Source organism: Staphylococcus caprae, assembly GCF_002902725.1.
Taxonomy (GTDB): domain Bacteria; phylum Bacillota; class Bacilli; order Staphylococcales; family Staphylococcaceae; genus Staphylococcus; species Staphylococcus caprae.
On sequence record NZ_PPRT01000034.1, the window covers coordinates 63,775 to 76,758 of the forward strand.

Below are 12,984 nucleotides of genomic sequence, written 5' to 3' on the forward strand. Positions count from 1 at the left end.
ATTCACCCCTTCCCATTCGATGATTTAGATTTCGTTACAATTAATATGAACGCCATAAATATAATTAAGAACAATGCAATGGTTGAACCCATGCCATAATTTTGAATCGTTAAGAATTGTTCTTCAATTGAAGTTCCGATATTAATAACTTTATTACCAGCAATCAGTCGAGTAATCATAAACAGCGACAATGCAGGAATAAATGTAACTTGAATACCCGTCATGACACCTTCTTTTGTTAAAGGCATAATGACCTTTCTAAAGGTTGTCATTGGGCTAGCACCTAAATCACTCGACGCTTGCAATAAATGATTAGGGATTGCTTTCATACTATTAAAAATTGGTAATATCATGAATGGAATATAGATATAACTTGCAACAAGTAGAAACGCACCACTTGTAAACAGCATATTGAATACTGGCAAGTGAAAGATGTGAAGTGTTTGATTTATAATACCATCATGACTTAATAATCCTATAAATGCATAGGTCTTCAGCAGTAAATTAATCCATGTCGGAATAATCATTATCATCAATAAAATATTTTGATACTTAGAATGCGTGATAAAATATGCCGCTGGATAACTAACGACTAAAGTAATCAATGTAATGAGAATTGCATACCATATTGAATCTATGAACATTTTGAAATATCGCATCGTGAAAATTTGTTCATAGTTGGTAAAGCTAAAATGGCCATGCACATCCATAAATGAAAAATATACAAGTAAAATGACTGGAATGATGATAAATATTACCATCCACAATAAATAAGGAATAATTAATAATTTATTGATATTACGCATTATCTACATCCTCATAACTCTCAATTCGTTTATCAAACTCTTCCTCAGTCTCACCTGGCACCATAATGTGAATCGCTTCAGGTTCAAAGAATAGACCTACTTCACTGCCAACTTCAGCTTTCTTAGTCGATTGAATCACCCACTCGTATCCTTTTCTATCGATACAACAAATTTCGTAATGGACACCTCTAAATAACATAGAATCCACTCTTGCTTTGAAAAGCCCCTGCTCCTTATCAATGAGTGAAATGTCTTCAGGACGTATTACGACTTCGACTTTTTTATTTTCTGGAATACCCATATCTACACATTCAAAATCTTGACCATAAATATTTACAACGAAGTCTTCAACCATGCGACCTTCAACAATATTAGATTCGCCAATAAAGTCAGCAACAAAACGATTGACTGGCTCATCATAAATATCAATAGGTGTCCCGAATTGTTGAATTTTACCGTCTTTCATCACAAATATATAATCACTTAGTGCTAATGCTTCTTCTTGATCGTGTGTAACAAATATAAAGGTAATACCTAAACGAGATTGAAGTTCTCTCAATTCATATTGCATTTCTGTACGTAATTTCAAATCCAATGCAGATAAAGATTCGTCAAGTAACAAAATTTCAGGTTCATTGACAATGGCACGCGCAATCGCTACACGTTGTTTTTGACCACCACTCATACCCTCTATTTGTCTTTGTTCATATCCAGATAACTTAACTAATTTTAATGCTTCAGTCACCTTTTTATCTATTTCCGATTTGCTTTGTTTTTTTAATTTTAAACCATAAGCAATATTGTCATAAACGTTAAGATGTGGAAATAGTGCATAATCCTGGAACACTGTATTCACTTTACGTTTGTTCGGCGGTAATTTCCCTATAGGTTTATTCTGATAAATAACTTCACCACTATCAGGATATTCGAATCCAGCGATTAACTTTAATATCGTTGTCTTACCACAGCCTGAAGGCCCTAATAATGTATAAAAATGCCCTGACTCAATATCAATATCTATTTCGTCTAAAATTTGTACACCGTCATAACCTTTACTCACAGATTTAAATGAAAGTAATGGATTCATGAACATTCCTCCCTATAAATATGAAGCTGTGGCAACTATTAAAATCTTCACTTCTTCATTTGTGTCATTAAATAAGCGATGTTTATCTTTAGCTTTAAAATAAAGAACATCTTGAGTGGTAGCTTGATATGTTTGATTACCTAATAATAAAGACACTTCACCTTCTAAACAATAAATAAATGTGTCTGAATCAGATGGTTTGAAATTCTTGTAGGATGCGCCTGGTCGTAAAGTAAGAATGAGTGGCTCCATTTCAAATTCATTAGAATCCGTAACAAGCCAGTTCAGTATGTATCCACGATCATATTCATCATATGTGACTTGATCTGCTTTTTTATATAAAACTTTCTCGTTAGTACTTTCTTTAAAAAAGTCACTTGCTGAAGTACCCAATACTTCCAATATACTTAAAAAGGTTTCCATACTTGGAGACGCATGTTGACTTTCAATCTGTGAAATATACCCTTTCGATAAATCGGTACGTTCTGCAAGTTCTTCCTGAGTTAAGTTTTTAATACGTCTTAAGTTGCGCAATTTACTTCCTATATCCATTATTTAACCACCTAAAAAAGCTATATTAAGTTTACTAATATCAAACATTTTGTTTAATGCTTTATAAAAGTAACAGAATATAGCTTTGTAAGCAATAGTTTTATGAGATATGTTCAAATAAATGAATATGTCATTATTTTATGTTTTAAATCAATAAGGATGTATTTCAAACTTCTTTACCAAATATTTGCTGTTCGGGATGTTTATTAACCTCTTGAACAACTTTATAACTATTGTATCCACTTTTATTTTCAAATTCTTTAAAGATTTGTTTTTCTTCAGCTTTACCTGGCACAATTTCTTTAAATTGTTTATAAGCATGCTTAACCTCTTCACCTTTGACAGAGGATTCATAATAATTTTCAATTTTATTAAAAAAATGAATGACTTTCATCATTTCTTCATTTGTCCAATCTAAATCTAGAGGATATTGATATTCCATTTAATTCTAGCCTCCTAATGTTAATGATGTATTTTTAGTGTATCGGAGCTTTTTTTATAAAACAACTAGTTTGAATAGGTGCATAAAAAAACTGAGACCCGTGAATAACGAGTCTCAGCTATATATAATGATTAATCCTTAACTATTTTAATTAAGGTTTAATTACATAGTATGGATTGGATATCCAATTGCTTTTTCAGCAGCTTCCATTGACATTTCACCTAAAGTTGGGTGAGCATGAACAGTTAATGCGATATCTTCAGCATTCATACCTGATTCAATTGCTAAACCTAATTCAGAGATAATATCAGAAGCACCAGTACCAACAACTTGCGCACCGATAATTGTATCGTCTTCTTTAAGTGTGATGAGTTTAACGAAACCGTTAGTGTCATCTAATGATAACGCACGTCCGTTAGCTGCGTATGGGAATTTAGAAGCTTTGATTGATAAACCTTCTTCTTTAGCTTGTGCTTCAGTGTATCCTACTTGAGCTAATTCTGGCTCAGTGAAGCATACTGCAGGCATACCAATGTAATCAACTTCTGCTGCTTGACCATCAATGGCTTCAGCAGCAACTTTAGCTTCATAACTTGCTTTATGTGCAAGTGGTAAACCAGGTACGATATCACCAATTGCAAAGATATTTTCAATAGAAGTACGGCTTTGTTTATCTACTTCTAATAAGCCACGATCAGCGAATTTAAGACCTAATTCTTCTAAACCTAATTCATCAGTGTTTGGACGACGTCCAACTGTTACTAATACGTAATCAGCTTCGATTGTTTGTTCTTCGCCTTTAGCTTCATAAGTAACTTTAACACCGTTTTCAGTTTCTTCAGCAGATTTAGCCATCGCTTCAGTGACAATTTCGATACCTTTTTCTTTCATGCCTTTTTTAACTGGTTGTGTCATTTGTTTTTCAAATCCGCCTAAGATGTCTTTCGCACCTTCAAGGATTGTTACTTCTGAACCGAAGTTTGCAAATGCTGTACCCAATTCAGAACCGATATATCCGCCACCGACAACAACAAGTTTACCAGGAACTTCTTGCAAGTTTAATGCGCCAGTTGAGTCAATAACGCGTTCACCGAATTCAAAGTTAGGAATTTCAATTGGTCTAGAACCAGTTGCAATAATTGCATGTTTGAAATTGTAAGTTTGAGCACTCTTTTCGTCCATTACACGAAGACTATTATTGTCTACAAAGTAAGCTTCACCTTTAACGATTTCAACTTTGTTACCTTTTAATAATCCTTCAACACCGCCAGTTAATTTATTAACTACTGATGATTTGAATTCTTGGACTTTTTCATAGTTTAAAGAAACGCTTTCAGCAATAACCCCTAAGTTTTCTGAATGTTGCGCTTCAACAAAACGATGAGAAGCATGTAGTAATGCTTTAGAAGGAATACAACCAACGTTTAAGCACACGCCACCTAAATTACCTTTCTCAACGATTGTTACTTTTTGTCCTAATTGTGCTGCGCGGATTGCTGCAACATATCCACCAGGACCTGCTCCGATTACAATAGTATCTGTTTCAATTGGGAAATCTCCAACTACCATGTTTTTACCCCTCCATTAATAATAGTTCTGGATTATTTAATAAACGTTTAATGTGATTCATAGCATTTTGTCCAGTCGCACCATCAATTTGTCTATGGTCAAAGCTTAATGATAATGCAAGTACTGGAGCTGCTATAATTTCTCCATCCTTAACAATAGGTTTTTGAGCAATTCGGCCAATTCCTAAGATGGCTACTTCTGGGTGATTGATAACTGGAGTGAACCATTGTCCACCAGCTGAACCGATATTACTAATTGTACAAGTTGCACCTTTCATTTCTTCAGAAGTCAATTTACCATCACGTGCTTTAACAGCAAGTTCATTGATTTCATCTGAAATTTCAAAGATTGATTTACGGTCAGCATGTTTCACTACAGGTACTAATAAGCCTCTGTCAGTGTCAGCTGCGATACCGATATTCCAATAGTGTTTGTGTACAACTTCACCAGCTTCTTCATTAAATGAAGTGTTAAGTGCTGGATATTTTTTAAGTGCTGAAACTAATGCTTTTACAACATATGGTAAGAACGTTAGTTTCGTACCTTGTTCAGCTGCAATTTCTTTAAATTTCTTACGGTGATCCCATAACGCTTGCACATCAATTTCATCCATTAAAGTAACATGAGGTGCTGTATGTTTAGAGTTAACCATTGCTTTAGCGATTGCTTTACGCATAGCAGGAATCTTCTCAGTAGTTTCTGGGAAGTCACCTTCAGGTAATGATTGACTAGTTGAAGCACTCGTTTCTTCGCTACCTGTTGATGCAGCTGATGAAGCAGCACTTTCGTTAGAAGCTGAATCTGCGCTTCCTCCGTTTAAGTATGCATCTACGTCTTCTTTAGTAATACGTCCGTTTTTACCTGAGCCCGTAACAGCTTTGATATTTACACCGTTTTCACGTGCGTATTTACGTACAGAAGGCATAGCTTTAACAGTTTTGTTCTCATCAACTTCTGCTTCTTGACTTGAAGATGTTGAAGTTTCTTGAGATTGTGATGAAGTTGTTTCTTCTTTAGCAGGTGCTTCTTCTTGTTGTTCTTCTTGTTTAGAAGAAGAATCATCACTATGACTACCTTTAAATTGCATTTCTTCAGCATCAGGAGCATCAATTTTTACAATAACGTCACCAACTACTGCAACAGTTCCTTCATCTACTAAAACTTCTTCTACAGTTCCGCTAACTGGTGAAGGTATTTCTACTACGGATTTATCGTTTTGTACTTCTGCTAAGACATCATCTTCTTCGATGGTATCTCCAGCTTTAACAAACCACTTAACAATTTCACCTTCGTGGATACCTTCCCCAATATCGGGTAATCTAAATTCAAATGCCACGTTCTTGTCCTCCTAAGATTTTTACTTGATCAAAATCATTTCAAAAATTTATATACTAAAGTTGCAAGTTAAGGAAGCCCTTACAACTTAGTTTACACTTATTCATTACTCAATGCTATAGATAGCTAAATAATTCGTAGAAACTAAATAAAATTAGAATTCTAATGTCGCTTTAGCTTGCTCGATAATGTCATTTTTATTAGGTAACCATACATTTTCAGCTTGAGTAAATGGATACACTGTATCAGCTGCAGCAACACGAGCAATAGGTGCTTCTAATGAAAGGATTGCACGTTCTGCTAATTCAGCAGCTACTTGAGCACCAACACCAGCTTGACGTTGTGCTTCTTGAACAACAACCGCACGACCTGTTTTCTCTACTGAAGCTACTAAAGTCTCAATATCAATAGGTTGAACTGTGCGTAAGTCAATCACTTCAACAGAATGTCCGTCTTTTTCAAGTTCTTCTGCTGCTTTTAATGATTCTTGTACCATAGCGCCATATGCGATAAGTGAGATATCGTTACCTTCTTTTTTGACATTAGCTTTACCAATATCAATTGTATATTCTTCTTCAGGTACTTCTTCACGGAATGAACGATATAATTTCATGTGTTCTAAGTATACGACAGGGTCATTACTTTGAATCGCTGAAATTAATAAGCCTTTCGCATCATATGGACCTGATGGAATAACAACTTTTAACCCAGGAGATTGAGCTAAAATACCTTCTAAGTTATCTGCGTGTAATTCTGGAGTATGTACTCCCCCACCAAATGGTGCGCGAACAGTTACAGGTGCAGGTTTAGAACCACCTGAACGGAAACGTGTACGAGCGATTTGACCAGCAACTTCGTCAAATACTTCAAATACGAATCCTAAGAATTGGATTTCCATAACTGGTCGATATCCTGTTACAGCTAAACCTAAAGCTAAACCACCAATACCTGATTCAGCTAAAGGCGTATCGAATACTCGATCTTCACCAAATTCTTTTTGTAATCCTTCAGTAACACGGAATACACCGCCGTTAACACCAACGTCTTCACCAAAGACTAATACGTCTTCGTCTCTTTTAAGTTCACTTTTAAGCGCGTCGTTAATCGCTTGAACCATTGTCATTTGTGCCATGGCTTACTTCGACTCCTTCTCTTTGTAAATTTCATATTGTTCTGATAAATTTTGAGGCATATCTTCATACATAATATCCATTAGAGAAGTAACAGTTTGTTTATCTGTATTGTCGGCCTCTTTAATAGCTGCTTTAATTTCAGATTTAGCACGCTCAATGACTTCATTTTCTTTATCTTCGTTCCATAAACCTTTAGCTTCTAAATATTTTCTGAAACGAACTAATGGGTCTTTTTTCTCCCATTCTGCATCTTCATCTGAAGTTCTATAACGAGTAGGATCGTCACCAGCCATTGTATGTGGTCCATAACGATAAGTTAAAGTTTCAATGACAGTAGGTCCTTCACCTGCGACAGCACGTTCACGCGCTTCTAAAGTCGCTTGATATACTGCTAAAGCATCCATACCATCTACTTGAATACCAGGTATACCTACTGAAACTGCTTTCTGAGCTAATGTAGTAGCAGCAGTTTGTTTACTACGAGGTGTAGAAATAGCATAATTATTATTTTGTATTACAAAAATTGCAGGTGCTTTATATGCTGAAGCGAAGTTGATTCCTTCATAGAAGTCACCTTGTGATGAACCACCATCACCTGTGTAAGTAATAGCTACAGCGTTTTTACCGCGTTTCTTAAGACCAAATGCTACACCAGCAGTTTGTACGTATTGAGCACCGATAATAATTTGCGGGCTTAACGCATTAACGCCTTCAGGGAATTGGTTACCTTTGAAGTGTCCTCTTGAGAATAAGAAAGCTTCTGTAAGTGGTAAACCATGCCAAATAATTTGTGGAACATCACGGTAACCAGGTAGGATGAAATCTTCTTTTTCTAACGCATACTGTGAAGCAAGTTGAGATGCTTCTTGACCAGCTGTAGGCGCGTAGAAACCTAAACGTCCTTGTCTATTTAATGAGATTGAACGTTGATCAAGGATACGTGTCCATACCATTCTTTCCATTAATTCTACTAATTGTTCATCTGTTAAATCAGGTACTAAGTCTTCATTTACGACATTACCATCCTCATCCAAAATTTGAACCATTTCAAATTTCGATTGAGTTTCATTTAATACTTTAACTGCATCGAATTGGGCTTGTAACTTAGGAGCCATTCAATTCACCATACCTTTCCCATGTAAATAGAAATTCATTTTATCCTCCCTAATTGTATCACAAATGAATTTACCTGTTAAACGATTTCATAAAGTTCTGTTTCAATACAAAAAGATACAGTTACACGGTCTGTTATAGTACTTTCCGCATAACTGTATCAATATTTTCATTACTTCAATTGATCAACATCTTGTTTCTCTTGAGTTACCTTTCTCATCGCTTTTGAGTAGGCATTGAACTTTTTATTCATATCTTTATAAGCACGAGATAAATCTTTAGATTTACTATCTACTTCAGATTGTGTTGCACCATCTTGATTTAAGTAAGTAAACAGTTCTTTTTCTTTATTAAGTGCCTTTTTGTAAGCCTTTGCATATGCATCATGTGCTTTGTATTTTTCTTTAATAGCATCATTAAGTTGTGTAACTTCTTTTTTCTTAGTTGAATTATCAATATGATTCATATATTGATTCGCTTTTTTAAATTCTTTTTCTGATTTGCTTAAAGCTTCCTCTTCATTTTTAAATTCATTCTGACGTTTCTTAACATTGTCTACAATATCTTCAGCTGCTTGCTTTCTTGTATTTTGATCTTTGTCATTAACTTTTTTGAATAATTTTTGTTTATCTTCTTCTAATTTATTAATTTTCTTACTAGTAGAATTGACTGTTTTTTCTTGGTCAAAAGCTTTTTGAACCTGATCATCATATTTTTTTATTTCTTTTTTGTCAGTTGTACATCCAGCTAATAACACTGTTGACGTTAGGACAATTGCGACAGTTTTACCAAACTTCATTAACTGTTACCTCCTCATAGTTGTTCGCTTGTAATATTAAATAATAATTGATTATAAATCAATACAGAGGAATAAAGCTATTGATTAGTGTCTGTGATGTCTTGTATGAGTTTGATTTATTTTTCACTATTAAAATTAAATCAATACGTCATATTGAGTATCTAATAATGTACTTATAACTGTAGTATCTGATATATTATTTAATAAGGAAGGTGTATGACATGTTAACAATGAAAGATATTATAAAAGATGGTCATCCAACACTTCGTGAAAAGGCTAAAGAATTAAGTTTCCCAATTTCAGAAGAAGATAAAGAAACATTACGCTCAATGCGAGAGTTTCTAATTAATAGTCAAGATGAGGAAATCGCTAAACGTTATGGTTTACGTTCAGGTGTAGGCTTAGCTGCACCACAAATAAATGTTGCTAAACGTATGATTGCAGTTTATTTACCGGATGATGGTAATGGTAAATCATATGATTATATGCTCGTAAACCCTAAAGTAATGAGCCATAGTGTTCAGGAAGCTTACCTACCTACTGGCGAAGGTTGTCTAAGTGTTGATGAAAACATTCCAGGTTTAGTACACCGTCACAATAGAGTAACAATCAAAGCTCAAGATATTGACGGAAATGAAGTTAAACTAAGACTTAAAGGGTACCCTGCGATTGTATTCCAACATGAAATTGACCATTTAAATGGCGTCATGTTTTATGACCATATTGACGCTAACAATCCACTTAAACCTCACGAAGATGCAGTAGAGGTTTAATCCAATTTTTTAAAATAACGGCACTTCGCCAAATGTAATGATTTAATTACATTTGGCGAAGTGTCTTTTTATGTATTTTTAAAATTCAATACATGAGACAATATACACCATTTATCACGAACGAATATTAACGATGTCTAAATTAGATTGTTTGAAAATTAAAAGATTATCCTTGAAAAGTTTGTCGACTGGATAAGATAAAACTGCTTTATTTATTCAAATACATCATGTAAAATATAACTTAACTGAAATCTTAGTAATTCAATACTAATTTCAAATAATGAACGACACTATTACCCTAGAAAGCATACTGGGCAGTGAAATTAAACGAGCGTTGAAGAAACCAAAGTTTAGATTGAGCTGGTATGTTTCTAAATTAAAAATTAGAACACTAAATTATTGAAGAAACAAATTTTAATATGGATCAAACTCTTTAATAACCCGAGTATTTCACACTAGGGTCGTAAATAAATTGTAGAATTTTAATCTAGGAGGAAATATATAAAATGGCAGTATTTAAAGTATTTTATCAACATAATAAAGACGAAGTTATCGTCCGTGAGAACACACAAACAATTTATGTTGAAGGACAAACAGAAGAACAAGTGAGACGTTATTTAAAAGACCGTAATTTCAATATTGAGTTTATTACAAAATTAGAGGGCGCACATTTAGACTATGAAAAAGAACATTCAACTCATTTTAATGTGGAGAATGCTGAATAATGAAGCAATTACATTCTAATGAAGTAGGTGTATACGCACTTGGTGGTCTAGGTGAAGTCGGAAAGAATACCTATGCAATCGAGTACAAGAATGAAATCGTTATCATCGATGCAGGTATTAAATTCCCTGACGATAACCTTTTAGGTATAGACTATGTTATTCCAGATTACACTTACTTAGAACAGAATCAAGATAAAATTGTTGGCCTGTTTATTACACATGGCCACGAAGACCATATAGGCGGTGTGCCCTTCCTATTAAAGCAAATTAATGTACCTATTTACGGTGGTCCATTAGCGTTAGGTCTCATACGTAACAAGTTAGAAGAACATCATTTACTTAGAACTACCGAACTTCATGAAATAGATGAAAATAGTGTGATTAAATCTAAACACTTTGAAATTTCATTCTATCTCACTACACACAGTATTCCAGAGGCATATGGTGTCATCGTTGATACCCCTGAAGGTAAAATCGTCCACACTGGTGACTTTAAATTCGATTTTACTCCTGTGGGTGAACCTGCGAATATCGCTAAAATGGCAAAAATTGGTGAAGAAGGCGTTCTATGTTTACTTTCTGATTCTACAAATGCACTTGTACCTGACTTTACACTTAGTGAACGTGAAGTTGGACAAAACGTCGATAAGATTTTCAGAAATTGTAAAGGACGTATCATCTTTGCAACATTTGCTTCTAATATTTACCGTGTACAACAAGCTGTAGAAGCTGCGATTAAATATAATCGTAAAATTGTTACCTTTGGTCGTTCAATGGAAAATAATATCAAAATTGGTATGGAACTCGGTTATATTAAAGCACCACCTGAAACATTTATAGAACCTAATAAGATTAATAATATCCCTAAACATGAATTATTAATTCTTTGTACAGGTTCTCAAGGTGAACCGATGGCAGCTTTATCAAGAATTGCCAACGGTACACATAAGCAAATTAAAATTATTCCTGAAGATACAGTCGTATTTAGTTCATCTCCTATTCCAGGTAATACGAAAAGTATTAACCGCACTATCAATGCTTTATATAAAGCAGGTGCTGATGTCATTCATAGTAAAATTTCAAACATTCATACATCAGGTCACGGTTCTCAAGGCGACCAACAGTTGATGTTACGTTTAATTCAACCTAAATACTTCTTACCTATTCACGGTGAGTATCGTATGTTGAAAGCGCATGGTGAAACGGGTGTTGAATGTGGTGTTGATGAAGATAATGTATTTATTTTCGATATCGGAGATGTCTTAGCTTTAACACATGATTCTGCACGAAAAGCTGGAAGAATCCCTTCAGGAAATGTTCTTGTAGATGGTAGCGGCATTGGCGACATAGGTAATGTTGTTATTCGAGATCGTAAATTACTTTCTGAAGAAGGCTTAGTAATTGTTGTCGTAAGTATTGACTTCAATACCAATAAATTATTGTCTGGTCCAGATATCATTTCACGCGGATTTGTCTACATGCGTGAGTCAGGTCAATTAATTTATGATGCGCAACGTAAAATTAAAACAGATGTTATTTCTAAGTTGAATGGTAATAAAGATATTCAATGGCACCAAATTAAGTCTTCTATTATTGAAACACTTCAACCTTATCTATTTGAAAAGACTGCTCGTAGACCTATGATTTTACCAGTCATTATGAAAGTTAATGAAGATAAAGGTAATCATAAGCAATCAAATAGTAAAAATAATAATAAACAAGAAACGAAGTAATTGTAGAAGTTAATAAATCGGGATATATACCCAAAATAATAAGCTCTAAGTCGCTTTCTTTGATGAAAATGTCTTAGAGCTTTTTTATATCAATTGTGGTTCCAATCTCGTCTTTTCTTTAATTTACCCTAGTTGGAACGCTTATGTTTGCTTGTTATCTAATAGTTTTTTGTACTCTTTATACTTATAGGGGTTTTTAACTTTTTCTCCATTTATATATACTAAAGGTACTTTTTTAACATCTTTCTTTTTAGCAGCTTTTTTATCATCGTTAGCCATTTTCCATGCTTTACTATCTTTATCTCTGTACATCTTCTTAACTTTATTTTTTTCATACTTATTTAAATCAAGTTTATCTATTTGTTTATCCACTGTACGTTTAGTAATCCACGTTTGATGGCTATTCTTCGGCTGCGCTTTGAAAATAAGTCGATTTAATTTTAAATATTCATCATCAGATATGAGTTTAACTGCATGTGTAGCCCTTCCAGCATTCATTGAATCCTTTCCTAGAAATCCAAGATTGACGAACTTCACTTCAGCCTTACCCTTGTTGATGTAATCTTTTTTGAGCTTAGGAACAATAGACGCTTCAATTTGTTTACAATATGCGCATTTGTAATCACCATAGATTGTCACGCATTTGGTATGATCTTGAGGCTTCTTAGTATTCCCATATTTAAAAGTGGAACAACCACATAAAAGTAAAATAATCGCTAACATTGATGTGCATTTTAAAATAAACTGATACATACCTACTCTCCTTATATACTATTTGTCATAAATAATGCTAACATCAATGTTTATATATTTTTGTTATCTTCCCTAAATGATATATTCTTTTTCTTAAGTGTTTACAAAATATTATATAATATTAAACGTTTATTAATTAGAATACTATTCAATCAAGTTTATTT

General features: G+C 33.9%; 13 protein-coding genes. 3 read left to right on the top strand and 10 right to left on the bottom strand.

Going from position 1 to position 12,984, the window contains the following annotated elements:
* Nucleotides 1-2 precede the first annotated feature (2 nt).
* The 9 genes from CD155_RS07730 to CD155_RS07770 form a co-directional block, all read right to left on the bottom strand.
* On the bottom strand, nucleotides 3-806 hold the full coding sequence (locus CD155_RS07730) for an ABC transporter permease (protein ID WP_070831850.1): 804 nt from the start codon (nucleotides 804-806) through the stop codon (nucleotides 3-5).
* Nucleotides 799-1,893, bottom strand: a complete 1,095-nt coding sequence (locus CD155_RS07735) for an ABC transporter ATP-binding protein (protein ID WP_002442155.1) — start codon at nucleotides 1,891-1,893, stop codon at nucleotides 799-801. Before CD155_RS07735 ends, CD155_RS07730 begins: the two co-directional genes overlap by 8 nt.
* Before the next feature lie 12 nt (nucleotides 1,894-1,905).
* A complete protein-coding gene (locus tag CD155_RS07740; protein WP_103212987.1) occupies nucleotides 1,906-2,445 on the bottom strand; it encodes a helix-turn-helix domain-containing protein in 540 nt (179 codons plus the stop codon).
* Between the two features lie 166 nt (nucleotides 2,446-2,611).
* Nucleotides 2,612-2,887: a UPF0223 family protein gene (locus CD155_RS07745; RefSeq protein WP_070831853.1), complete on the bottom strand. Its 276-nt coding sequence runs from the start codon at nucleotides 2,885-2,887 to the stop codon at nucleotides 2,612-2,614.
* A 162-nt stretch (nucleotides 2,888-3,049) separates the two neighbouring features.
* The gene (lpdA, locus tag CD155_RS07750) at nucleotides 3,050-4,456 is read right to left on the bottom strand and encodes a dihydrolipoyl dehydrogenase (RefSeq protein ID WP_002442150.1); all 1,407 of its coding nucleotides are present in this window, start codon (nucleotides 4,454-4,456) and stop codon (nucleotides 3,050-3,052) included.
* 4 nt (nucleotides 4,457-4,460) lie between these two features.
* Nucleotides 4,461-5,792, bottom strand: a complete 1,332-nt coding sequence (locus tag CD155_RS07755; RefSeq protein ID WP_002442149.1) for a dihydrolipoamide acetyltransferase family protein — start codon at nucleotides 5,790-5,792, stop codon at nucleotides 4,461-4,463.
* A gap of 153 nt (nucleotides 5,793-5,945) precedes the next feature.
* Nucleotides 5,946-6,923, bottom strand: coding sequence for an alpha-ketoacid dehydrogenase subunit beta (locus CD155_RS07760; RefSeq protein ID WP_070872922.1), 978 nt, complete (start codon nucleotides 6,921-6,923; stop codon nucleotides 5,946-5,948).
* 3 nt (nucleotides 6,924-6,926) lie between these two features.
* A complete protein-coding gene (pdhA, locus tag CD155_RS07765) occupies nucleotides 6,927-8,039 on the bottom strand; it encodes a pyruvate dehydrogenase (acetyl-transferring) E1 component subunit alpha (protein WP_002442145.1) in 1,113 nt (370 codons plus the stop codon).
* A 170-nt stretch (nucleotides 8,040-8,209) separates the two neighbouring features.
* The gene (locus tag CD155_RS07770; protein ID WP_002442144.1) at nucleotides 8,210-8,836 is read right to left on the bottom strand and encodes a YkyA family protein; all 627 of its coding nucleotides are present in this window, start codon (nucleotides 8,834-8,836) and stop codon (nucleotides 8,210-8,212) included.
* Between the two features lie 221 nt (nucleotides 8,837-9,057).
* Here CD155_RS07770 and def point away from each other — a divergent pair, with 221 nt between their 5' ends.
* The 3 genes from def (at nucleotide 9,058) to rnjA (ending at nucleotide 12,067) form a co-directional block, all read left to right on the top strand.
* Nucleotides 9,058-9,609: a peptide deformylase gene (def, locus tag CD155_RS07775; protein WP_002442143.1), complete on the top strand. Its 552-nt coding sequence runs from the start codon at nucleotides 9,058-9,060 to the stop codon at nucleotides 9,607-9,609.
* Nucleotides 9,610-10,115: 506 nt separating this feature from the next.
* A complete protein-coding gene (locus CD155_RS07780) occupies nucleotides 10,116-10,334 on the top strand; it encodes a DNA-dependent RNA polymerase subunit epsilon (RefSeq protein ID WP_002442142.1) in 219 nt (72 codons plus the stop codon).
* On the top strand, nucleotides 10,334-12,067 hold the full coding sequence (gene rnjA, locus CD155_RS07785) for a ribonuclease J1 (protein WP_002442141.1): 1,734 nt from the start codon (nucleotides 10,334-10,336) through the stop codon (nucleotides 12,065-12,067). Before CD155_RS07780 ends, rnjA begins: the two co-directional genes overlap by 1 nt.
* A gap of 141 nt (nucleotides 12,068-12,208) precedes the next feature.
* Here rnjA and CD155_RS07790 read toward each other — a convergent pair whose 3' ends face one another.
* A complete protein-coding gene (locus CD155_RS07790; RefSeq protein WP_103212988.1) occupies nucleotides 12,209-12,820 on the bottom strand; it encodes a thioredoxin domain-containing protein in 612 nt (203 codons plus the stop codon).
* Nucleotides 12,821-12,984 lie beyond the last annotated feature (164 nt).

Excerpts from the sequence above, each read along its gene's own strand:
- CD155_RS07730 (WP_070831850.1), bottom strand. The coding sequence starts at position 806 with ATGCGTAATATCAATAAATTATTAATTATTCCTTATTTATTGTGGATG.
- CD155_RS07735 (WP_002442155.1), bottom strand. The coding sequence starts at position 1,893 with ATGAATCCATTACTTTCATTTAAATCTGTGAGTAAAGGTTATGACGGT.
- CD155_RS07740 (WP_103212987.1), bottom strand. The coding sequence starts at position 2,445 with ATGGATATAGGAAGTAAATTGCGCAACTTAAGACGTATTAAAAACTTA.
- CD155_RS07745 (WP_070831853.1), bottom strand. The coding sequence starts at position 2,887 with ATGGAATATCAATATCCTCTAGATTTAGATTGGACAAATGAAGAAATG.
- lpdA (WP_002442150.1), bottom strand. The coding sequence starts at position 4,456 with ATGGTAGTTGGAGATTTCCCAATTGAAACAGATACTATTGTAATCGGA.
- CD155_RS07760 (WP_070872922.1), bottom strand. The coding sequence starts at position 6,923 with ATGGCACAAATGACAATGGTTCAAGCGATTAACGACGCGCTTAAAAGT.
- pdhA (WP_002442145.1), bottom strand. The coding sequence starts at position 8,039 with ATGGCTCCTAAGTTACAAGCCCAATTCGATGCAGTTAAAGTATTAAAT.
- CD155_RS07770 (WP_002442144.1), bottom strand. The coding sequence starts at position 8,836 with ATGAAGTTTGGTAAAACTGTCGCAATTGTCCTAACGTCAACAGTGTTA.
- def (WP_002442143.1), top strand. The coding sequence starts at position 9,058 with ATGTTAACAATGAAAGATATTATAAAAGATGGTCATCCAACACTTCGT.
- CD155_RS07780 (WP_002442142.1), top strand. The coding sequence starts at position 10,116 with ATGGCAGTATTTAAAGTATTTTATCAACATAATAAAGACGAAGTTATC.
- rnjA (WP_002442141.1), top strand. The coding sequence starts at position 10,334 with ATGAAGCAATTACATTCTAATGAAGTAGGTGTATACGCACTTGGTGGT.
- CD155_RS07790 (WP_103212988.1), bottom strand. The coding sequence starts at position 12,820 with ATGTATCAGTTTATTTTAAAATGCACATCAATGTTAGCGATTATTTTA.